The 22,980-nt window shown below is 39.1% G+C and carries 22 protein-coding genes, 3 pseudogenes and 1 riboswitch; of the genes and pseudogenes, 18 read left to right on the top strand and 7 right to left on the bottom strand.

Annotated features, from left to right (window positions below):
• Positions 1-83 precede the first annotated feature (83 nt).
• On the top strand, positions 84-1,505 hold the full coding sequence (locus G4417_RS08835) for a plasmid recombination protein (RefSeq protein WP_004850583.1): 1,422 nt from the start codon (positions 84-86) through the stop codon (positions 1,503-1,505).
• A gap of 4 nt (positions 1,506-1,509) precedes the next feature.
• The gene (locus G4417_RS08830; protein WP_008793036.1) at positions 1,510-1,986 is read left to right on the top strand and encodes a TnpV protein; all 477 of its coding nucleotides are present in this window, start codon (positions 1,510-1,512) and stop codon (positions 1,984-1,986) included.
• Between the two features lie 464 nt (positions 1,987-2,450).
• On the opposite strand, the gene rlmN is transcribed toward G4417_RS08830, so the two are convergent.
• Positions 2,451-3,440 (bottom strand): 23S rRNA (adenine(2503)-C(2))-methyltransferase RlmN, encoded by a 990-nt coding sequence (gene rlmN, locus G4417_RS08825; RefSeq protein WP_002569187.1) that lies wholly within the window; start codon positions 3,438-3,440, stop codon positions 2,451-2,453.
• A 23-nt stretch (positions 3,441-3,463) separates the two neighbouring features.
• Positions 3,464-3,643 carry a cysteine-rich KTR domain-containing protein gene (locus tag G4417_RS08820; protein WP_002588768.1) on the bottom strand — a complete coding sequence of 60 codons (180 nt, stop codon included), beginning with the start codon at positions 3,641-3,643 and terminating at the stop codon, positions 3,464-3,466.
• Between the two features lie 384 nt (positions 3,644-4,027).
• On the opposite strand from G4417_RS08820, the pseudogene G4417_RS08815 reads away from it, so the two are divergent.
• The 8 genes and pseudogenes from G4417_RS08815 to G4417_RS08780 all read left to right on the top strand — a co-directional run.
• A pseudogene (locus tag G4417_RS08815) lies at positions 4,028-4,243 on the top strand (helix-turn-helix domain-containing protein); the annotation flags it as partial.
• Positions 4,244-4,275: 32 nt separating this feature from the next.
• Positions 4,276-5,160, top strand: coding sequence for an XRE family transcriptional regulator (locus G4417_RS08810; protein WP_226799365.1), 885 nt, complete (start codon positions 4,276-4,278; stop codon positions 5,158-5,160).
• Between the two features lie 824 nt (positions 5,161-5,984).
• Positions 5,985-6,272, top strand: a pseudogene (locus G4417_RS08805) (TnpV protein); the annotation flags it as partial.
• Positions 6,273-6,415: 143 nt separating this feature from the next.
• Positions 6,416-6,760 carry a DUF2116 family Zn-ribbon domain-containing protein gene (locus G4417_RS08800; RefSeq protein ID WP_008705137.1) on the top strand — a complete coding sequence of 115 codons (345 nt, stop codon included), beginning with the start codon at positions 6,416-6,418 and terminating at the stop codon, positions 6,758-6,760.
• 55 nt (positions 6,761-6,815) lie between these two features.
• Positions 6,816-7,166 carry an SdpI family protein gene (locus tag G4417_RS08795; RefSeq protein ID WP_020993192.1) on the top strand — a complete coding sequence of 117 codons (351 nt, stop codon included), beginning with the start codon at positions 6,816-6,818 and terminating at the stop codon, positions 7,164-7,166.
• Positions 7,167-7,230: 64 nt separating this feature from the next.
• The gene (locus tag G4417_RS08790; protein WP_008705135.1) at positions 7,231-7,422 is read left to right on the top strand and encodes a DUF6019 family protein; all 192 of its coding nucleotides are present in this window, start codon (positions 7,231-7,233) and stop codon (positions 7,420-7,422) included.
• Positions 7,423-7,459: 37 nt separating this feature from the next.
• The gene (locus G4417_RS08785) at positions 7,460-7,774 is read left to right on the top strand and encodes a DUF3784 domain-containing protein (protein ID WP_173684216.1); all 315 of its coding nucleotides are present in this window, start codon (positions 7,460-7,462) and stop codon (positions 7,772-7,774) included.
• Between the two features lie 150 nt (positions 7,775-7,924).
• Positions 7,925-8,866, top strand: a complete 942-nt coding sequence (locus G4417_RS08780; protein WP_025580140.1) for a helix-turn-helix domain-containing protein — start codon at positions 7,925-7,927, stop codon at positions 8,864-8,866.
• Between the two features lie 469 nt (positions 8,867-9,335).
• Here G4417_RS08780 and G4417_RS08775 read toward each other — a convergent pair whose 3' ends face one another.
• The gene (locus tag G4417_RS08775) at positions 9,336-9,554 is read right to left on the bottom strand and encodes a hypothetical protein (RefSeq protein ID WP_019163084.1); all 219 of its coding nucleotides are present in this window, start codon (positions 9,552-9,554) and stop codon (positions 9,336-9,338) included.
• 120 nt (positions 9,555-9,674) lie between these two features.
• Here G4417_RS08775 and G4417_RS08770 point away from each other — a divergent pair.
• The 5 genes and pseudogenes from G4417_RS08770 to G4417_RS08750 all read left to right on the top strand — a co-directional run.
• A pseudogene (locus G4417_RS08770) lies at positions 9,675-10,319 on the top strand (AAA family ATPase); the annotation flags it as partial.
• Positions 10,320-10,357: 38 nt separating this feature from the next.
• On the top strand, positions 10,358-10,699 hold the full coding sequence (locus G4417_RS08765) for a TnpV protein (protein WP_173684217.1): 342 nt from the start codon (positions 10,358-10,360) through the stop codon (positions 10,697-10,699).
• Between the two features lie 447 nt (positions 10,700-11,146).
• Complete coding sequence (locus G4417_RS08760; protein WP_055152721.1) at positions 11,147-11,962, top strand: hypothetical protein; 816 nt, start codon at positions 11,147-11,149, stop codon at positions 11,960-11,962.
• 69 nt (positions 11,963-12,031) lie between these two features.
• Positions 12,032-12,721: a response regulator transcription factor gene (locus tag G4417_RS08755; RefSeq protein ID WP_055152719.1), complete on the top strand. Its 690-nt coding sequence runs from the start codon at positions 12,032-12,034 to the stop codon at positions 12,719-12,721.
• 40 nt (positions 12,722-12,761) lie between these two features.
• Positions 12,762-13,874, top strand: a complete 1,113-nt coding sequence (locus G4417_RS08750; protein ID WP_173684008.1) for a sensor histidine kinase — start codon at positions 12,762-12,764, stop codon at positions 13,872-13,874.
• Between the two features lie 602 nt (positions 13,875-14,476).
• Here the strand turns inward: G4417_RS08750 and G4417_RS08740 are convergent.
• The 3 genes from G4417_RS08740 to panD form a co-directional block, all read right to left on the bottom strand.
• On the bottom strand, positions 14,477-15,460 hold the full coding sequence (locus tag G4417_RS08740; protein WP_173684007.1) for a bile acid:sodium symporter family protein: 984 nt from the start codon (positions 15,458-15,460) through the stop codon (positions 14,477-14,479).
• A gap of 3 nt (positions 15,461-15,463) precedes the next feature.
• On the bottom strand, positions 15,464-16,303 hold the full coding sequence (gene panC / locus G4417_RS08735) for a pantoate--beta-alanine ligase (RefSeq protein ID WP_173684006.1): 840 nt from the start codon (positions 16,301-16,303) through the stop codon (positions 15,464-15,466).
• Positions 16,304-16,412: 109 nt separating this feature from the next.
• Positions 16,413-16,805, bottom strand: coding sequence for an aspartate 1-decarboxylase (gene panD, locus G4417_RS08730; protein ID WP_173684005.1), 393 nt, complete (start codon positions 16,803-16,805; stop codon positions 16,413-16,415).
• Positions 16,806-17,339: 534 nt separating this feature from the next.
• Here panD and G4417_RS08725 point away from each other — a divergent pair.
• From G4417_RS08725 to G4417_RS08715, 3 genes are all read left to right on the top strand, one after another.
• Entirely contained in the window at positions 17,340-17,960 is a 621-nt protein-coding gene (locus tag G4417_RS08725) for a DUF3786 domain-containing protein (RefSeq protein ID WP_173684004.1), read from the top strand.
• A 375-nt stretch (positions 17,961-18,335) separates the two neighbouring features.
• A riboswitch (cyclic di-GMP riboswitch) is annotated at positions 18,336-18,411 on the top strand.
• A gap of 216 nt (positions 18,412-18,627) precedes the next feature.
• A complete protein-coding gene (locus G4417_RS08720; protein ID WP_119245903.1) occupies positions 18,628-20,406 on the top strand; it encodes an ABC transporter substrate-binding protein in 1,779 nt (592 codons plus the stop codon).
• A gap of 58 nt (positions 20,407-20,464) precedes the next feature.
• A complete protein-coding gene (locus G4417_RS08715) occupies positions 20,465-22,696 on the top strand; it encodes an ATP-binding protein (protein ID WP_243872099.1) in 2,232 nt (743 codons plus the stop codon).
• Here G4417_RS08715 and G4417_RS08710 read toward each other — a convergent pair.
• Entirely contained in the window at positions 22,676-22,894 is a 219-nt protein-coding gene (locus G4417_RS08710) for a hypothetical protein (protein ID WP_173717679.1), read from the bottom strand. The genes G4417_RS08715 and G4417_RS08710 overlap by 21 nt on opposite strands.
• Between the last annotated feature and the right edge of the window lie 86 nt (positions 22,895-22,980).

Genomic DNA, 22,980 nt, shown 5'->3' with positions numbered 1-22,980 from the left:
TATTTCTTTTTATACTATAGCTGGCAAAGATACAAATTTATGTGCCATGTCTGGCACTGGTTTTAGAAAGCGGGGTGAGGAATATGACGATGAAACGAACAATCAGTGGTATGATCGGGACAGGGTCTCTGGCTCATAACAGACGAGATTTTATAGCAGAAAATGTTGATCCAGACAGAGTGCAATTAAATATTTGTTACCGGAATGAGAATCTGAAAGAAGTCTATAAAGAGCTGTTTGATGAAGCTGTAGAACGGTATAATGTCGGGAAAAGAAAAGATCGGCAGATTACAAATTATTATGAAAAGATTCGCCAAGGAAAACAGGAAAAGTTGTTCCATGAAGTGATTTTCCAGATTGGAAACCGAGAAGATATGGCTGTTGGAACAGAAGCAGGAGATCTGGCTGTAAACGTACTGGATGAGTATGTAAAAGATTTCCAGAAACGGAATCCGACACTTCGGGTATTTAGTTGCTATCTGCATCAGGATGAGGCTACTCCACATCTCCATATTGATTTTATTCCTTATGTGACGGACTGGAAAGGAAAAGGAATGGATACCAGAGTTTCACTGAAACAGGCATTAAAAAGTCTTGGATTTCAAGGTGGAAATAAGCATGATACGGAACTGAATCAGTGGATAAATCATGAAAAAGAAGTTCTGGCAGAGACTGCAAAGCAGTATGGAATTGAATGGGAACAGAAAGGTACTCATGAGGAACATCTGGATGTCTATAACTTCAAGAAAAAAGAACGGAAAAAGGAAGTACAGGAATTGGAGCAGGAGAAAGAGCATCTAACTGCTGAAAAAGAAGAATTAACAGCACAAATTGCAGAATCCAGAGCAGATATCCAGAATTTAAAAGACGATAAGGAACAGGCAATCAAGGCGAAGCAAGAAGCAGAACAAAAGGCAGGGAGCGCAGAAAAAGAACTAAAAAGCCTGGAAGATCGCAGAGAACAGCTACAACCGATTATGGATAGTGTGAGCAAAGAAATCAAAGAATATGGAACGGTTAAAATGTTACTGCCGGAGGCGGGCACGCTAGAACGGGCAGTAACCTATCGAGATAAAAAAATTAAACCACTGTTTCTTCAAATAAAGAATAAGGTTGCTGTAATGGCGGCTCAGGTTAAAGAACTTACGAAAGAGGTGGAAGGTTGGAAGAGAAAATATCAAAAGGTGAAACAAAAATATAATGCTATTCAGAGAGAACTGGATGATATACGTAAAGATAATCAGAAATTGTCAGAAGAAAAAGATATATTACAAGGTGTTTCTGATAGGTATGATCGTGTTGTGCGTGTTCTTGGAATAGAAACTGTAGATACAGCAGTACAGCAGGATATTCAAAACGAGAAAGTCCTGGAAGAAAAGCGACGGATGGAACAAATGCCGAAGGGAAATATTCATGAAAGATTGGCATGGGGAATGAAAAAAAGCGAGATGGAGAATCAGCAGCGTAAGAAAACTAAATCAAAAAACAGAGAAATGGAGAGATAAGATTATGGAAACACACATTTATGATGAAAAGAACGGATTAAGCTATACTTTGCATGGAGATTATTATTTGCCGGATTTGGTATTGAATGAAGAAGAACCGATATATGGGAAATATGGAATGCTGAGGAAACAGTTTCTGAAGGAACACAGATTAGCAAAATATCAATATTTGTTGTTGACTGGAAAGCTGACGGAACACCTGAATCAAATTGATCAGGAGAGCAGAGAGCAGGTGGAAATGCTTATGGAACAGATGGCAGAAAAACAGGGCGTAACTGAAGAATTAAAGGTACAGAATCGGACGAAGTGGGTTAGACTGATGAATAATATAAAAGCTAGTGCAGAAGAAATGGTGTTGAAACTTCTGAAAAGCACATTGTTTGTAAAACTCCCTGCTATTAGGTTCCACATTCTCACCTCCTTTCTCGTTGGAAAGTTGGTGGTGCTTCCCCCTTTTCGCGGGGCAATACGGCGTTTTTGAAAAACGCCGAAGATTTTTTGAAATTTTTTCAAAAAATTTTTTGAGCAGCAAAATACGCCTGTCCGAAAAGCCCGGACAGGCGTATAGGTATTGTAAGCAGTATTTAGATGATTAGACAGTTCATAGTCAAGGGTAGAGAGGTTCCCGGCGGTGGTCGGGCTTTTTTTGATATGTCAATGACCGTCGGATTTTGTCGATAGGGTATGTGCTTCATGGCGGCTACCTCCTTTAGCCGCCGCTTTTAACAGTGATACCGCGTCATTTCATTAGAAGATAAAAAGAAACGGCGGCTTTGATTTTTCAAAGCTGCTGCGGAAATCAAAGAACGACAAGCAACAGTTCTGATTTTGCTCCAATATGGTTATTAGGGGCACAAATTAAAATCAAAAAAGAGCCGATAACAGCAGTATTTCAAACTGCATATTATCGGCTCTGCGTCTGTGCGTCTGGCTCTTTTAATTAAATTATTTCTGTTGTTTTTTGGCTTTATTATATGTATTAGCTAACTGTCCACAAGCTGCTTTAATCTCTCTACCATGAGAAACTCTCATGGTAACTTCAAGTCCTGTTTGCTCTAATTGATGTTTGAACGCAACCATTTCTTGTTTTTGTGGTGCTCTAATTTTTGAATTACTCGTCGGGTTGTATTGCAGCACGTTAATCATAACATTTTTGCCCTTAAACCATTTTGCAAGTTGCCTTATATCTGAGGAACGGTCATTTATACCTGGTAAAAGCAAATACGCAAATACCACTTTTCGATTATGCCTTTGAGAATAGGACAATGCTTGCTTAACAACATCTTCAATAGCGTACATGTGCATATGAGGAATGATACAGTTTCTCGCAGCCTGTGTTGCTGCATGTAAAGATATTGTCAACTGAATTTTTAGATGTTCTTCGCGCAATTTTTTTAATTGATTAACTGGACCAACTGTTGATACGGTAATGCCGTCGGTTGGAAAGTTAAGTCCATTTCTATCTCGAAGAATATGGATTGCTGCAATCAAGTTGTCGTAATTGAATAAAGGTTCTCCCATTCCCATAAAAACGATACGATTTACTTTTTGACGTATCAATACAACCTGCTGCACAATTTCAGACGGTGTTAGATTACGAACAAAACCATTGCGTCCGGACTCACAAAAAATACAGCCAACAGAACAACCAACTTGCGTACTTACGCAAACAGTCCCACCATCTCGCCGTTTAATAAAAACCGTTTCAATATACCTGTTATCTTTCAATTCATAAACATACTTTTCAGTATCGCTACTTTTATAGACTTTTTTTGTTGATATTGATAGATTTTCTTTGTGAAATGGCTGTTTATACAATTCCGTATATAAGGCTCTTGCTTTATCCTCTCCAATTACTTCCGACATTTCTTTGTAAGTAAATCCGTATGGGTCATTCAATATTTCCGTAGGTGTACTTTTAGGTAAGTGTTTCATTTAAATATCCTTCCTTTTCAAAATTAAAAAGTTTGTTTTTCAGAGTTTTTGATTATGATTTCTAGTTTTTCAACATCAACGATATGCGTTAATTTACATTTAGGGCAGAAAAGAGGAAAATTTCTTAATACCGTATTATAAAATACTTGAACCCTCGTCTTTCCGTTACAAATTGGACATTTTATCCAATATTTTTCAAGCATAATATTTCTCCTTTTGCGCAAAAAAATGCAGGTCAATTCTCAACATGAGCATTGACCTGCATTTATACATATAATACTACAACAAAATTAAGGCATAGTTTTTATACTATGTCTATACGTCGTTAGTTTTGTTGTATAGCATACGCAAAATAAGCATGACAAAAAAGCCCATATTGAAAATGGGAAAAATCTTTTTTGATTTCAATGCTTATCGAATACGCATGCTATGTAACATAAACATTCCCCCCCTTTTATATAATATTATATACAAAAGCAGCTTGTTGTCAACATATATATATATGAATTATTTTGGCTAACTGATAGAACTATGTAGACATATCCAAGAAGAAAGGGGAACAGTAAAATGTAAGAGGGTGAATAACTATGGCAAAAAGACCAGTACCAAAATACGACTTCAAGGCTTTTGGGGCAGCGATAAAGGCAGCGCGTGAAGGACGCAAGGAAAGCCGCAAGAAAGTAGGCGACGAAATGTTTATCTCGCCGCGCTACCTTGCGAACATTGAGAACAAGGGGCAGCACCCAAGTTTACAGATATTCTTTGAGCTGATACAGCGTTACCATATATCCGTATCTCATTACTTCCAGCTTTGGCACGACTATTGAAAATTGATATGAATGAATTGTTTTCGTTTCATGAAGAATTGACAGAAAAAGAGATTGGACAATTTGTGAATGAACTTTCGGAAGTTTCATTGGACAGCTTTACAGAGGCTTTCGAGATGGCATCTCGTAAAATACAGGAGTATCCTCATTGCGACTTATTAATATATACGATCGCAACCGTTCTGAACGGATCTTTGACTTTGTCAGATCTTAATGACGAAGAACGAATGGAATATAATACAGCTATTATTGAGTGGCTGGAACGAACAGCAGATAGTCAGGATGAAAGAGTGAGAAATTCAAGCGTTTTTATACTTGCAACAAAATATGTCCAAATGGAGAAATATGAAGAAGCAAATGCCCTTTTGAAAAAAATTCCTGATACTGTAATTGATGCAACGATTATGAAAACAAGTGTATTAGCACATCAGGAAGGAACAGATACTGCTGCATTATTCTTAGAAGGGAAATTGCTACAGGCAGTTATCAATATCCAAAGCTACTTGTATAAGTTAATAGAAATGGAAGAAGAGACAGGAAATCATGATAAAGCAGAGAAAATTGCTGAGATTACAGATCACATGATATCATTGTTTGGACTATGGAATTATGGCAACACAGTTCCATATCTGCTGATTGCTGGATATCGAAAAGATGTAGAAAAATGTATCCAGTTAATTAAGCGATTATTAAGTGAATCACAGAAGCCTTGGAATATGACACAATCCCCTTTGTATTACAGGTATGAAGATACTGCACAGGGAAAAGCTTTTTCGGGACTTGGAAAAAATTTTGTTCGTGAATTGTATTCGGAAATTGAAAATAAGAAAGAGTATGAATTCTTGAGGGGGAATAAGGAACTCGAATCAATTTTTGAGGAACACTTGAAATAGGTTGTAAAAATGTATGGAAATAGATGTAGTTGAGAAAGAAGAAAATTTTTGACATTTCCACAGATGCGTGCTAATATGATTATAGAAAAAGAGTGCTACCGATAGACGGTTAGTCCACATACTTATTGATTACAAAAATAACCGTTCAGTTTGCAGGCTGGGGCGGTTATTTTTGTGGTTTATGATTATCTTTGCCTAATGTATATCCGATACTAAAGCAGGTTAAGCCGAAGCTCACTACTGCTATGAAGTCCACAATACTCATTGGCTTAGCCCTCCTTTCCACTGGATTCCTTTACAGGTTTCTATGTAATCAGAGGGTCACAGTCCCTCTGGAGAAGGACTAACCGCCTACCGTTATGGTAGCACCCATGTTTCGATTATAACAGTTAAAAATTACCGGTGCAATATAAAGTTGGTAGAGAAGTATCTAGTATCTACAGAAGAGAATCGGTTTGAGTATTCTCCGGTGCCAAAACGGTGCCAAGAAATCAGGCAAATCAAAATAGGTGGTGCAATTCAGCTGTTTTTCACTGTATTTTGGAGAGAAAACCATAAAAAATATGAGATAAAACGGGATTAAAGTATCGTGAAGGTGGACGTACTGTTGGATCAGGACGTGTTGCTACAATCATCGAATAATTTTAGCATAACATCTTAAATTATATATATTGAGTACCGCAAGGTACATTGTGTCCAAACGTAAGATACCCCGGAACCGTAAGGTTTCCGGGGTTTTTCTGTTGCCTGGAAACATAAAAATTATGAAAAATAATTCTATATTAAAATATGGATATTTGATGAAATCTTTGCTGTTGAATTAAGAAGAACCGATATATGGAAAATATGGAATGTTGCGAAAACAGTTCCTGAAGGAACACAGATCAGCAAAATATCAATACTTGCTATTGACTGGAAAGCTGACGAAACACCTGAATCAGATTGATCAGGAAGCCAGAAAGCAGGTGGAAATACTTATGGAACAGATGGTGAAAAAACAGGGTGCGACGGAAGAATTAAAGGCACAGGATCAGATGAAGTGGGTTAGATTAATGATTAATATAAAATCCAGTGCAGAAGAAATTGTAGTGAAAAATACGATATATATGTAGGTGGAAATAGGCGGTCGAAAAGGATCGCTTTTTTCTGTTTTGTGTGTATTGGAATAGTATTTTAAAATGAACTATGGTAGAATAAAGTAAAGACAAATCGAGAGCTTTTGGATAAAATTTTGAAAATTATCGAGGAAGTTACTATGAAAAAATGTAGATATTGTGGCAAAGAATTAGATAGTAATTTGGAATTTTGTAGCAGTGAGTGCGAAAACAGCTATAGAAAGATAATTGAAAAAGATAGACATAAAATTAAGTATTTCATTTCGAGCATTATTTTAGGGTTTTTAGCTATGTTTTATGGTGTTGTGTCAAGCCGCAATTGCATGATTGGAAGTGGAATTATAGTAATGGGGGTCACTGTTGTTTTGCTTCCATTTACTACTTCAGAAACAACTGCTTTATTTGGAAATAAAAAGGCGAGATTTATTGGAAGAATACTAGGCATGATACTTATAGCGGTTGGAATATGGGTAGGGTTTATTTGATGACAACTTTAGTCTTTAGAGCAAATTAATCAGAAGTTGAGAGGAGATCTCTGTAATGTTTATATTTTTATCTGCGTGTTCACTTTTAGTACCGTTATCTATGATTATATTGGGATATACGTGGAAAGATAAGCCTCCTAAAGATCGGCAGGGGAGTTCGGGATATCGAACTACTATGTCAAGGATGAATGATGAAACATGGAGATATGCACACAGGTGTTGGGGCTGGATAAACTTTGTTTTAGGAATCATCCTGGTGATACTATCGATTTTTATTTTGATTTTAACGAAAGATGATACAAACTTTGAAATGATTTCTGTTTATTTGGTGTTTTTACAATTAGGAATTATGGTGCTTACAATTATTCCGACAGAATTTTTGTTGCATAAACATTTTACAAAGTAAGGAATGAAAAAATAGCTAATTTCCAATTGGCGGAAATGAAAATCGGAAGTTGGAGGATTGAATTATGTGGAATGAATTAGGTATAAGCGGTGGAACCGCAATTGTTATTTTGATTGCACTGTATTTCGTTATCAAATGGGCAGTGAAGAATGGCATCAAAGAAGCCTACAGTGCTATCACTGGAAAGAAAACTGATGAAGATATCCAAAACGAAAAAGAGTTGAAAGAACTTGGATTGGATTCAGAAGATCAATAACTTCAAGTTTGTGGAATCGACTGAAAGGAAGCATTATATGTTCTATATTGTTTTTAACTTTGCAATGGCAGTGATTATGTTTTTATTTGGAATATGGTTTTATAGGTCAAAAGGACAAGCATCCAAATTCTTGTCTGGTTATAATATGAAATCAGCAGAAGAACGAAAAAAATATGATGAAAATGCTATGTGTAAGGCATATGGGAAGAGAATGATGTTTATGTCAATTCCTTTTATTGCTGGAATGATTATAGATATTTGGCATATAGGAACTGGTTGTTTAATTGCATGGGCGATATGGTTTGTTATGTTTATTCTGTTGCTTATAGACAGACATAAAAGAGAAAGTTGATTTATAGAAAAATAGAATGTTTTCGGGGTGAAAATGCCGTTTATTTGTTTTAGACATACGATGTCCGGTTGAAAATTAGCGGATTCTCGTTTTATGTCGTGGTAATTTTGTCACATATTGGTAAGCTGTAAGTGGAAGAGAGGTAGAGACATGGACACAAAAAAGATTGGAGCTTTTTTAAAGCAATGTCGTAAAGAAAAGAATCTTACGCAAGAGCAGCTTGCCGAGAAGTTTGAGGTATCTGCAAGAACAGTTTCCAGATGGGAAACAGGAATAAATATGCCAGATCTCAGTATACTTGTTCAACTTGCTGAATATTACGATGTTGAGATGAGAGAGCTCCTGGATGGAGAAAGGAGCCAGACTATGAATAAAGAGATGAAAGAAACACTGGACAAAGTTGCGGTGTATGAAGGATGGGTGAAACAAAAAGCATTAAAGGCTGGAAATCTTGCATTTGCATCAATGTTTGTGATTAGTGTGTTAGCGATTATTATTCAGATGTTATTAACTGTGGATATTCGCTTGGTTTTAGGAGAGACAGCAACTGCTTTGGTAGGAGGAATCCTGTACGCCTCTATTATGGTGTATAATGGAATATGGGATAAATGTTTGCCAAAAAGTGCTACTATATGGCGAGATTTTCTCACCAGTGTGATATGTGCAGGAATTTTTACAGTCATCTATGGCATATGTTTATTTAGAATGGGAGCTACAGAAACACAGGTAACACGATTAGCATTGGGATTTCTGATTGGTATTATTATTGTGGCATTTATTATTCTTAGGCTCTTGGCATTTATTAATCGAAAAAGAAACCAGAATTCGTCAAATGTTCAGGAGAAAAAGGAAACTTCTCTATCTAAGGCAGAATGGACAAAAATTTATAATGCACAGAATATAGTAGAGACAGAACAACTTGTAGAAATGTTAAAGCAAAATGGAATAGTAGCTTTTTCTCAGGAAGCAGGTGCGAATGTTGCAATGCATGGGGCACCAGGATTTGGAATATATGGTGTGGATATATTTGTGAAAACCGATGATGCAGAGAAGGCAGTACAGTTGATCAAGGAGATTAATAACCAAGAATGAAGAAAATTTTTGACATTTTCACACATGCGTGCTAATATGATTATAGAAAAAGAGTGCTACCGATAGACGGTTAGTCCACATACTTAATTGATTAAAAATAACCGTTCAGTTTGCGAGGCTGGGGCGGTTATTTTTGTGTCTTGTTATTATCTTTGCCGAATGTGTATCCGGCACAAAAGCAGGTGATGCCGAAGCTCACGACTGCAATAAAGTCCACAATACTCATTGGCTTAGCCCTCCTTTCCAGTGGATTCTCTTTCGAGTTTCTATGTAATCAGAGGGTCACAGGTCTCCGTTTCACTTCGGTCGTTGCAAAACGAGTGCCACTGGCACTCTGCAACCCTCTGCTGAAGGACTAACCGCCTACCGTTATGATAGCACCCATGTTTCGATTATAACAGTCAAGGTGGGAATCTGCAACCGGAAAGTTGACAGCTCATGAAAATCTGGCTGTGATACTGTTATGATACTATTTCTGTTCGTTATTGGAAAATTTCTGTGTTAAAAGTTCATCTCGTTTACGGATTCGTGTCTCAAAATCCAGTTCTTCAATTTCTTTATGGGTGACAGGTTTGGAAGTGTAGTATTCCAACGTCTGCTTTTTCCACATATCAAACATATCTTTGCCTGTGAAATAAGATTCCAGGCTTTCTCTGTTCTCCTGCAGATCAGCAAGAAAATTACACATATCTGCGTTTAAAGAATGTTCCGGATTATTTCCATAAAAGCGAAGTCCGGCATACCATTTCTGTGTTTCTGTTTCTATATCACCGGGAAGTTTATTATTTATATCCAGTTCATTGGATTCATGATTGATGAGAGACTGGAATCTGCTATCAAACAGACTGGTGCGAGAGTGCTTATTTTAGATCCGATTCAGGCATACCTTGGAGGAACAATGGATATGAACCGGGCAAATGAAGCAAGGGATATGACAAAAAGATTGAGCTTGCTGGCAGAAAAGTATAAATGTGCAATTTTATTAATCGGACACATGAATAAAGCTGGGGGAAATAAAGCTGCACATAGAGGAATGGGTTCGATTGACTTTCTTGCGGTAGCCAGAAGCGTATTACTGGTAGGAAGAATAGAGGGAGAATCGGATTTAAGAGCAGTGGTTCAGATTAAAAATAATCTGGCTGCATTTGGGCATTCCAAAGCATTTCACCTGACAGAAACAGGATTTGAGTGGATAGGTGACTATGAAATCACAGCAGATGAGGTGCTTGGTGGAATTGCCCCAAAGGTAAATAAACTGGAACAGGCAAAGAAGATGCTGAGGGAACTGGCAAAAACATCAGCTTCTGTGCAAAGCAGTGAAATTTTTGATAAGGCAGAAGAGTTGAACATTTCTAAAAGAACACTGGAAAATGCAAAAAAGGAACTTGGAATTAAGGCAAGACGAATCGGTAATTCATGGTATTGGGATTTAGATAAAGTTAAGCCGGAATAAATTAAGGGTGCAACATTGCAGGGTATGAGAAAAACGGAATGAGTTATACGTTGCATGGAGATTACTATTTGCCGGATCTGGTTTTGAACGAAGCAGAACCGACATATGGAAAATATGGAATGTTACGAAAGCAGTTCTTAAAAGAATACAGATCAGCAAGGTATCAGTATCTGTTATTGACTGGAAAACTGAATGAACATCTGAACCAGACAGATCAGGAAGCCAGAGAACAGGTGGAAATGCTTATGAAACAGATGGCAGAAAAAAAGGGTGTAACTGAAGAATTAAAGGTACAGGATCAGATGAAGTGGGTTGGGTTAATGAATAATATAAAAGTTAGTGCAGAAGAGATTATATTGAAAAACATGGTATATGTGTGAGTGTGAGAGAAGAGATCGCGTTACTGTTCACATGCCACTGTCCCGCGAGGTGTTTTGGCATGAATATGCCAAAATCCCGAGACATACAAGCCAAAATTCCATTGCCGCAGGCAATCTGGAATGAATTTTGGCTACGTTACTGTGAACGGAGTGAACAGTAACGAGATCGCTCTTTTACACTTTTGTATATATTAGAATAGCACTTTAGAAAGCACTATGGTATAATAAGGTGAAGGTAAATCGGAATTGCAGATTTAGAAAAATTTGGGGTATTTGAAAAAAGATTGTACCCTTAAGAGGCGAGAGTAAATATGGTTTATAGGAAATCTTGTGCTGTTACACTTTCTTGACATTTTCATGACTGTTCTAAGGATATTTTTACATTTGCCTGAGCTATACTTTAGCCATACCGAACAACCGGTAAATAAAAAATCAGGATGTACTAAAATGATGAACAGATTATTCAAAAGAGGAATGGTAATAGCACTTGCAGCAGCAATGACTACATCCGCAGGTATTCCTGCCATGGCTGCCCAGAAGGAGACACAGGAGGAGACAGTGACTACATCAGAGGTAACACAAACAAATGTAGATTATGGTTCTCTCACTCAGAAGGAGATTGAAGAGTTTAACTCCATTTATGACCGACTTGACGCTATCGACAAAGAGGTAATGAAAGATGCAGATGGTCTTTCTGATGAAGATATCTATGCCAGATACGATCAGTATCAGGATGAAACCGATACCCTCATGGATCGCCTTGAGGAGCTTGATAAAAAAGCCGGGTGGATCGACAACGAGGAATATGAATATTCCGAGGATGGGTATAATGCTCTGTACGATACAGGCAAACTCACCGCAGAGGAAGCAGAACAGCTTCAGAAAGCATATGAAAGAATCGAAGAAATTGATGCGGAAGTGTGGACGGACGATGATCTTTCAGACGATGAGATCGAAGCCCGCTATGCAAAGTATGATGACGAGATTACATCACTGAACGCACAGATTGAAACGCTTGAAAAGAAAGCGGGTTGGTATGAGGGATACTATGGAAATTTGAGCGAAGATGAAGTCAATCAGCTTAACAGTATTTACAATAAAATTGATGCAATCTATGACAATATTTATAACGGCTCTGATAACCTCTCTGACGAGGAATTTGCTTCTCGCTATGCGAAGTATTCAGATGAGATTGATGCTTTGGAGGCACAGGCAATCGCTCTTGAAGCGAAAGCAGGTGGAACTAAAATACAGACATACTGATTTTGAAAGATATAATATGGGGAATCTCACGGAATTTCTGAGGGACTCCCCTCATGTGGGATTAAAGATATGGCAAAAAAAATCTATTTGGCAGATGATGAACAGGATATACGAGAAATACTCACAGAATTTTTATCCAATGCCGGATATGAGGTAACAGCATACAAGAATGGTGATACACTCTTTTCTGTTTTTCAGGAGAAGCCCTGTGATCTTGTTATTCTTGATATTATGATGCCGGGTTCAGACGGTCTTTCCATATGTAAAAAGTTAAGGACAATATCATCAGTTCCTATTATTATTTTGACGGCAAAGGATTCAGAGTCTGACCATATGAAGGGATTTATGTATGGAGGGGATGACTATCTGATTAAGCCATTTTCGCCGTCACTTCTTGTTGTCCGGGTAAATGCGTTGTTCCGAAGAGTTGAAATGAATATACCGGTAAAGGCAGATATTTCCTTTGGTGATGTGTGTTTTTCATGGGAGAAGCATAATGCCATTGTGAAAGAGCATGATATTGGTCTGACTATGACAGAATTTTCGCTTCTGGGATGTCTTATGGAACATGGTGGAACGGCAATCCCCCGGAATGAAATTCTCGACAAAGTATGGGGAATAGATTCTACGGAGATAGAAACCAGAGTTGTCGATGAGACAGTAAGAAGAGTCAGGCAGAAAATGAAGACCGCAGGCAGCAAAGTTCGCATTAGTGCTGTCTGGGGCTATGGCTATAAACTGGAGGATTGTAATGAATAAGACACGTTATAAAATTGCCACACTTACAGGTTCCGCCGTTATGGCAGCCATGCTTTTGAGCCTGCTGATTCTGAACATAGTTTTTAATAAAAAAATAGAGCTGAGAGCTGAGAATGCAATTAAAAACGTTTTTACTTTGAATTCAGACGAATATTTGAATTACGAATCTGAAAATGATACGGGCTCTTTATATTATGCCTCACTTGTATATATGGGGGCAGATTCAGAAAACAGGGATGACATATATCAGATTCTGACACCCAAAGAGAAGAAACTTATTGACTGGTATGAAACACACCCGTCTGATGAAATGCAAAGGGCAAAAATTAACGAAGCAACTTATTATATGAAAGCCAGAACAGAGTATTACGAAGACAGCAATGAGAGATTACTTGCTTATGTGGATGTTACCGGCGAACCAGAACTCGTAAAAGAAATCAGTTTTGGTGTTTTGCTGGATGCTTTTGTCATTGCCGCTCTCGGTGCTGCCATTGGATATTTTCTCGGGAAAAAACTTGAACAAAATGACAAAGCTCAGAAGACCTTTTTTGAAAATACATCTCACGAATTAAAAACCCCGCTTATGGCAATTTGCGGATATGCGGAGGAGATTGAAATGGGAGTCATTACCGATTATTCTCAAGCGGGCAGAATGATAGTGTCTCAGACGGAGCGTATGAGTAAACTTATTGAGGATATCCTGTATTTATCAAAAATGGAAAGCGGTACGGAACCATTAAAGTGTGAACCAATAGAAATGGCATCACTGGTTCAAGATATTTTGATGCCGCTTGAAGGAATTGTGAACAGGCGAAACCTTTCAGTATCGTTAGAACTGGACGAAGGATATGTCAACGGAGACCCGGAGAAGCTGGAACACGCTGTTGCTAACCTGATAACTAATTCCGTAAAATATGCGTGTAGTCAAATCGAAATATCGTGGAAAAATCAAGTCCTTTCCATCTGGAACGATGGAGGAGAACTTAGCACAGAGGATTTTTCCCATATGTTTGAACGTTTTCATACGGGACAAAACGGAAACAGCGGAATAGGGCTTGCCCTCTCAAAAGAAATCGTTGAAATGCACGGATGGAAACTTAGTGCGAAAAATGACAGGCATGGCATATGTTTATCAATGGTATGCCACAGTTAATTTAGAAACAATCAGGTTTACAGCTTCCAGTTTGTTGAGATGTTGCAAAATTTGGAATCAGGAGAGAATAAGAATGATTAACAATTTAATGTACATAGAATTAAAAATGGGATATTCTGATGATGATCCGGCATGGATTGGATATGTCAAAACTTCAAAAAGTAGAATAAAAATTTTTTGACATTTCTGCATATGGCTTAGCCCTCCTTTCCAGTGGATTCTCTTTCGAGTTTCTATGTAATCAGAGGGTCACAGGTCTCCGTTTCACTTCGGTCGTTGCAAAACGAGTGCCGCTGGCACTCAGCAACCTCTGCTGAAGGACTAACCGCCTACCGTTATGATAGCACCCATGTTTCGATTATAACAGTCAAGGTGGGAATCTGCAACCGGAAAGTTGACAGCTCATGAAAAATCGGCTGTGATACCATTTTGATACTAAAAAATGAAGAGAATAGAAATATAGCTTGGAAAATCCGCAATACAGGACAATATAGACACGAAAATCATAGAAAATAATGAGATTTTAAGAACCTCACAAACGTAAGATACCCCGGAACCGTAAGGTTTCCGGGGTTTTTCTGTTTTCTATGTTCTTTTGTTATTTATGCTGCAGACACACCATTTTCACCTGTGCGTGTCTGGTTCTCTGCGCCGGAACGGCGGATCCCTGCAAAGATAGAGCCGGCAATATTATGCCATACACTGAAAATAGCACCTGGAAGTGTTGCCAGTGGATTGGCTGCAAAGTTAGCTGCTGCCAGAGAAACTGCCAGTCCGCTGTTTTGCATGCCGACTTCAATAGCTATAGCTGTTGTCCGTGTATATTCTACATGGAAAATTTTGGCTGCAAGGAGTCCAAGCATCATACCACAGAAATTGTGGATTGCAACAACACCAAGGACCAGAACTCCGCAGTTTAAGATTTTCTCTGCATTAACGGCCACGATTCCGCCAATGATCATAACAATGGCAACAACAGAGATCAATGGCATGACATCTGAAACTTTATCTACATGCTCTCCTGCAAGTGTACGAAGAAGGATTCCAAGAAGTACAGGAATCAGAATTACTTTTACAACAGACAGTACCATTGCCCAGAAGGATACTTCCACCCAGGCACCTGCCAGAATGTACACAAGAAATGGAGTCATAACAGGAGCAGCCAGAGTGGAAACAATTGTCATTCCTACTGAAAGTGCAACATCACCGCCTGCAATATAGGTGATCACATTGCTGGCTGTTCCACCAGGACAGCATCCCACAAGGATCACACCCAGAGCCAGATCTGCAGGAAGATTCATGACTTTGCACAATACCCAGGCCACGACTGGCATAATCGTATACTGTGCAACTGCGCCAATGATCACTTCCTTTGGTCTGGAAAAAATTGCACGGAAGTCTTCCAGACGTATGGTCAGTCCCATGCCAAACATGATCACACCCAGAAAAACAGACGTATAATTTGTCATCCATGCAAATCCATCCCTCCAGAAAAAGGCAAGGCATGAAAAGGCAATGATGATGATTCCAATATATCTGGATGCAAAACTGCTGATTTTTTCGATTTTCTTTAAAATATTTTCCATATATTATACCTCGTAGCTGAAGTTATCGATCAGTCTTGTTTTGCCAATATAGACAGCCATTGCTACGAGAACATTATGATCTGCTTTTTCCACAGGCTGCATGGTAAGTGCATCTACCATGGAAACGTAGTCGATTTTTGCCAGAGGCTCTTTTTCGATCACTGCACGCATTTTGCCGAGAAGTTCTTCTGCGGAAATGCCTGCGTGGATGATTTCCTGTCCGAGTTTTACGGATCTGGACAGACAGAGAGCAGCCTTTCTCTCTTCATCGCTTAAATATGTATTTCTGGAGGATTTTGCCAGTCCGTCCTCCTCACGGATGATTGGGCAGCCTACGATCTCTATATCAAAATTCAGATCCTGGACCATCTTGCGGATGATGGCAAGCTGCTGAGCATCCTTCTGTCCGAAATATGCTCTGTCCGGGGCTACAATATGAAACAGTTTGGTTACAACTGTGCACACACCCTTGAAATGGATAGGACGTGTTTTTCCACAAAGTGTTTCAGATAATGTATCGATACTTACAAATGCATGGGGATCATGATACATTTCAGAAGGTTCAGGGCAGAAGATCAGGTCTGCGCCAAGACTCTCACAGAGTTTACTGTCTCGCTCGAAATCTCTTGGATATGCCTCAAGATCCTCTGTCGGACCAAACTGTGTTGGATTGACAAAGTCAGACACAACTACAATGTCGTTCTGCTCTCTGCATTTTTTGATCAGACTTGCATGTCCCTCATGAAGAAATCCCATTGTTGGAACAAGACCTATAGTTTTACCTTCTTTTTTCCATGCTTTGATCTGTTTTTTTGTTTCTTCTACTGTTTTTGTTACCTGCATTGTTATCTCCTCTTTCTCGGTCAATGGACCGGTATCATAGATTTTGAGATAGCCTCTTTTCTGAATTCACTTTCATCTTATGATAGTCTCTAACCTGATATCAATGTTTTCAGGCCATGTCTTTCAGCAGACCATGTTTCTCATAATTGGTCACTCTGCTGATCTTATTCTCTTCATCTACAAATACAACTGCAGGCTTATGAGTACGTGCCTCTTCAGGCTCATACCCTGCGTAAGCCATGATGATAATCTTGTCACCTGTGCTTACACATCTTGCTGCTGCTCCATTCAGACAGATCATACCGCTTCCGCGTTTTCCGCAGATTGTGTATGTCTCGAATCGACTGCCGTTGTTCACATCTACAATCTGAACTTTCTCATATTCCAGTATTCCGGCAGCTTCCAGCAGTTCTTCATCCACAGTAATGCTTCCCACATAATCCAGTTCGGCCTGGACAACAGTTGCTCTGTGGATTTTTCCTTTTAACATTTCTATTGTCATCTTATATAGTCCTTTCCTGCGGGAAAAATCAGAGTCATGCAGCTCCATAAAAAGGAAATATACCTTTATGATCTGCAAAAAAAGCGCATCAGGATACACTTTGACCCTGAAACGCTTCTGATTGATTCCCTGTATATTGAGTCCTGTTTCTGATACATAAAATATGGCTTGTTATTCCATAGATTAGGGGAAATCTGATTTCCTGTATCATAAATACCGGCTCCTATCTTTTAAAATTACATACATCCTTCCGTTTCCGCTTTCGGGTTCCGGCTGGCTGTTTTTATATAAGATTCCAGTGATTTCAGCCAGAGTATAGTTTTGAGTCCAAATACTATCTCTGAGTGGTATTATTACATCTGGTCGGTTATTTGTCAATAAATTGTTTATCTACTGTTCACATACAACTATCCCAAATCCCGAGACGATAAAACATAATTGATTTCTGACAGACAGTTTGCTAGAATATATCTATGAAAAGAGAGTAGTGTGCCGGGCGGATTCGGTTAAATAAGAAATGGAATAAAGTATATTATGGATAATTATGAAAAACAGGTATATACGGGAAGAAAGTTGTTTCTAAAGTATGATCAGGATAAGCTGATAGAGAAATATGGATTGAAACATGATGAAGAATATCTGTATTTGAAATATATCGGAACAGAATATCGGATCGATCGCGGAAATGGTGCCATTGAATATGTTGCGGATGATGAATGGACGGATTGCAGAGAATATACAATTGTTATGACAATTTATGATTTTCTCTGTTGCTCCGGACAGGAAGTACTGCCGCCTTTGACCGGGCAGTGGCAGCCTGTGAGCAGGTTTGTAACTGCCGGAAGCAGTCCGTCAACAGCCCCCTTTGTGGAAAAGTATGCAAAAGCATTTTCAGGAAAAGTGGAAGAGGTAAAGCAGGCCTGCACCTGTCTGGGGGGAAAGCAGACGGAGCGTTTGGCAGGGGCGGATCTGACATTTGAAATGCCTGTTCTTCCGGGTTTTTCTGTGTTGCTTCAGTTCTGGGATGGGGATGAAGAATTCCTGCCAAAGATTTTACTGTTGTGGGATAAGGTATCGTTATCATATCTTCATTTTGAGACAACCTATTATCTTCAGGGAGATCTTCTGAAGACTATACTGCAGACCATCGGCTGAATACATTGCAGCCGGTCATTTGGAGGGCGGTACGCAGTATCTGAAAGCTGAACACAAAAGAGGGAAAGAACCGGATGAACTTGTCACTGCGAGAATTGAAGTGGGGGATCAGATGGAGCTGTTGTTTTAAGAATATGGAATAATCAATCTATAGCAATCCTCGTAAATAATGCATTTAAGAGGATTGCTATAAGTACAAATGAGCAGAAAACAGTAATGTCAATGTTGCGTGGAATTCGGAAGTAGGAGAACAGTTCGAATATATAATCGGCTGTTCTTTTTTTAGCGTTAAAGCGGCGAGGTTTTTCTTGTGTACAGTGGAATGTAGGAGTATAATGAAATCAATATTTTGCATAAATTTACAATCTGTAATAGAACGACGATCGGCAAAGCAGATGAAAGTCTGTGACGCAAAGCTACAGGGCCTGTAAAATGGCAGCCAGTTGCATGAAATGATGTGCGCTGTCTGTGAGACGGTATTTTTTTATGTTATAGGAAATTACTCCGTAATGTTCCTATAACATAAAAAAGCCCTCCGGGCAGGATCGCACTGCGACGGAGGGGAATTATGTCGCTGAAGCGACCCTTCGCAGGCGAAGAATCCTGCAGCAGGGATGTTATTTCATAAACGGAACCATAATGATTTTATCGGAGAAGAGAGAAAAATATGAAAATCAAAAAAGTACAAAGTGCATGTCTTATTTTGGCATGTATAGCGGCAACAGGACTTATAGGGTGTGGGAAAACAGATGAAACACCAAAGAAGCACGAAGCAATTACTTTTATGGCTCCTTATCTGGAAGTGGACAATTTTATAGAAGAAGTGCATAAAACATATCCAGAGATTGAGCTTGAAGTAGTCCCGTACAGCGGAGCAAATACAACAACCTGTCTGCAGAACATGTTAGAGGCAGATGATCTTCCGGACATCTGCACACAGACTTTTTATAAGCCAGATGTGGTGGATGTCAGTGATAAGATGATTGATCTCTCAGGATACGATTTTACAGATAATTATGTGGAATCACGTCTGAAAGATGTATCCGATGAGGGTGCACTTTATATGCTTCCATCTTTGTACAACTGTTATGGAATCACCTATAATAAAACACTGCTTGAGAAGCATGGCTGGAAGCTGCCAACATCTTTTACAGAGCTTGAAGAACTTGCAGACAAGGCAAAAGAAGCAGGAGTTACGTTATGTATGGCACAGATTCAGTATCCTGGTTCAGCCTTCCAGTATATATGTAATATTGCGGATGCGGGATTCCTTGGTACTATGTCTGGAAAGCAGTGGCAGAAAGATTACCTGTCAGGAAAGGCAAATGTCAGTGACACGGAAGGCATGATGGACAGCATGGAATATATCCAGAAATGGAAAAATCTCGGTATGCTTGACTGCAGCAACAGTGATCCGGTAGATGATAGTAAAACAAGAGAAGCTTTTATAAAGGGAAATTCACTGTTTCTATTGGGACCACAGAATGGCATTATGGAATCAGAAGATACAACGGACAAATTTGGTCTGATGCCATACCTGTCTGAAGATGGAAGCAAGAATATATTTATTTTAAATGTAAACCGTTTTTATGGATTGAATAAAAAGCTGGAGAATGATCCTGAGAAACTTGAAGATGCATTAAAAGTCATGAAGGTGCTGTCTACGGTAGAAGGAACCAGTGCCCTGTATCCGGACAGTACATTAAAAGCAGGACTGCTTCCTTTCAAAGATGCAAAGGCAGATGACACCTTCTATGCAGATATTTCGGATTTTATCAATGCAGGGAATACGACACCGTTTATTTATTCCGGATGGGAAAATACGATTGTAAATACCGGAACAAAAATGCAGGAATTCATGCAGGATAAGGCATCAATAAAGGATGTGGCAGATCAGCTGGATGAAGATCAGGACAGCGTGGTAAATAATCAGCCGGAAGTGATCACAACAGCTACAGAGGAAATTTCACAGGAAAGCTGTGCAAAGCTGGTGGGCAGATGCTTTGCCGAGGCAACCGGAAGTGACGTTGCTCTTATATCCCTTGGAACATGGATCAGTGGAAATGGTACGAACCAGAACAATGATGGTGTGAGCGGAAAACTGTATGCAAAGAATATTACAGACTATGATGTATGTATCATTCTTCCGACTGGCTGGTCACAGACGATTAAAACAATCAGGCTGACAGGAAAACAGATTCAGGCATTGTATGAAGAAGGTTATGATGCAGTTGGTACAGGCAAGAATTATCCATATATGTTGGTAAATCCTGAAGATATGGAACTGGAGGATGGAAAGACTTATCAGGTTGCAATTTCCGGAATCAGTGAAAAACTGGCATCGGAAACGGAAGTGACAGATAGTGGTATTGTAGGTATGGATGCGGCAAAAGAGTTTTTTGGGCAATTTAAGACTTTAAGTGAAGCAGACGCTGAATGGAAATAAGCGGAGGGGAAGGATGCATAAGGCAAAGAATTACCGGAACTTAATATTGGGTTGTTGTATGACTGGTATAGCGATGTTTCTTGCATTCTTTTTCCTGTATCATAGTTATATCCAGGATATTATCTATGAAGAACGATTAAACCAGATGGAAGAGATTACCCGTCAGATGTTTCAAAATCTGGAGGATGTGATTGATTCAAACTGGGACCGGGTAACGGAAGAATGTAATTATCTGAGAGATGCAAACGTACAGACTACAGATGAACTCTGCAGACATATGAAAAAGAAATATGAATTATCAGCATATGCAGATCATAAGATCACGTTGATGGCAGTGGATTCAGAAGGTGGATATTATACAGAATCCGGAAAAAGAGGACTTTTCCGGGATCTGGACTATTTTGAAGAAAGTCCTGAAAAGATCAGTTTTGTTTTTGATTCCATGACGGATAATCAGTCAGAGATGGTATTTCTGAATCGTCTGCCGGAGCCCATACATCTTCAAAACGGAGAAAAGAAAACTTCAATTCTCTATTTTGGAATTGCCCAGGACATGGAACAGTTGAATCCATATTTTAACTGCGAAGCTTATAACGGAAACAACAGTGTGTATGTACTGGATGATAATGGATCTAAACTGTTCAACAGCAATCAGGTGGAACTGATCAAGGGCCATAATGTATTTTCTGTTTTACAGAATATGAAGTATCTTCACAATTCTTCCTTTGAGAAAACAAAGGCGGAACTGGAAGAAAAAGGCTGCAGTTATTCTAATGCAGTTCTGGACGGAACAGAATATTTTTACGGATTAAAAAGAATGGAAAATGCCGAATGGACACTTATCTTTCTGGTTCCGGCGGAGTATGTTGCTACGAATACATTAAAACTTGTCAATTTTATTATGGTATTTATCGTTATCTTTACGGTTATCGTAGCTGCCTGTGTTATGATGGGGATTTTCTTTGTTATGTACAGAAATCAGCAGGAAGCAATCCGTTTGGAACGGGAAAATAATGCCAAGCTGGAAACAGTGAATACAAAACTGCGTCAGGCTAAACAGGCGGCAGAGGATGCTTTTCAGGTGGCACAGGAAGCGAACAGATCCAAGAGCAGTTTTCTTGCCAATATGTCTCACGATATACGTACTCCTATGAATGCAATCATTGGTATTACGTCCCTGATCAGACATGATGCCGGTGATAAAGGCAAGGTAATAGAGTATGCGGATAAAATTGATACTTCCTCACAGCATCTGTTAGGGATCATTAATGAAGTTCTGGATATGAGTAAGATTGAAGCAGGAAAAACTGTTTTCAAGTATTCTGATTTTTCTATTTCGGATTTTATACAGGAGCTTGATACTATATTTCGTTCTCAGATATATGAAAAGAAGCAGACTCTTACAATTACAAAAGAAAACATCCGGCATGAGTGGGTGAATGGGGATCAGGTTCATCTGATGCAGATTTTCAGCAATCTGCTGTCTAATGCAATAAAATATACACAGGAAGGCGGAGAAATTCAGCTTCTGGCAGAGGAATGTGAATCAAATTCATCTGTTTATGCAAAGTATCGTTTTTTAGTCTGCGATAATGGTATGGGAATGTCGGCAGATTTCAAGGACAGGATTTTTGATGCCTTTACCCGTGCAGAAAATTCCCTGACAAATAAGATACAGGGAACCGGTCTTGGAATGGCAATCACCAAAAATCTGGTTGACTTGATGGGCGGAACCATTGATGTAGAAAGTGAACCGGGACAGGGCAGCTGTTTTGAAGTTTTTATGGATCTGAAAATCGCAGAAGAAAGATCTGTTTCTCCGGCTTCGCAGACAGAAACAGAAGAGCAGGATGGCAATATCCTGAAAGGAATGAGATTCCTATGTGCAGAGGACAATGAGCTGAATGCGGAGATTCTGACAGAACTGTTAAAGATTGAGGGCGCGGAGTGTACGATCTGTGAAAATGGTAAAAGGGTCCTGGAGACATTTGAACAGTCTGTCCCGGGTGACTATGATATGATCCTGATGGATGTGCAGATGCCTGTCATGAACGGCTATGAGGCAACGAAGGCAATCCGCAGAAGCTCCCATGAGCTGGCAAAGACAATTCCGATTATTGCCATGACTGCCAATGCATTCTCAGAGGATATTCAGCATTCTCTGACAGCTGGTATGAATGCCCATATTTCAAAACCGGTTGATATGAAGACGCTGGAAAAGACAATAAGAAGCATAAAATCCGGCGGCGGGGGGGTACCGAAACGCAGGTCATTGCTCAGTAACCATTAAATAATAAACCCGTACTTGCTGTTTTGGATCAGGTGCTTGGAACATCATATGAGTTACATGAGTGAGGAAAAGTGGATCGTAGCTTAAAATACGAATCGTCAGTTTTGGGGAGATAAGAAATTTATCTCCCTGTTTTTCTAATGTATGCTCGGAATCTTTTTGTATTCGATTATGCACATCTATAACTTCTATACCCATATCGGGTAATTTATCAGAAACATGTAATTATGCAATATAAAGCAGAAGAACTCTTTCAATGCAGTTTTTCCATGAGAAATTTTATA

Origin of the sequence: Blautia wexlerae, assembly GCF_013300825.1 — a bacterium.
Lineage (GTDB): Bacteria > Bacillota > Clostridia > Lachnospirales > Lachnospiraceae > Blautia_A > Blautia_A wexlerae_B.
Note: the sequence above shows the minus strand (reverse complement) of the source record. Positions and strands in the feature narration are given on the sequence as shown.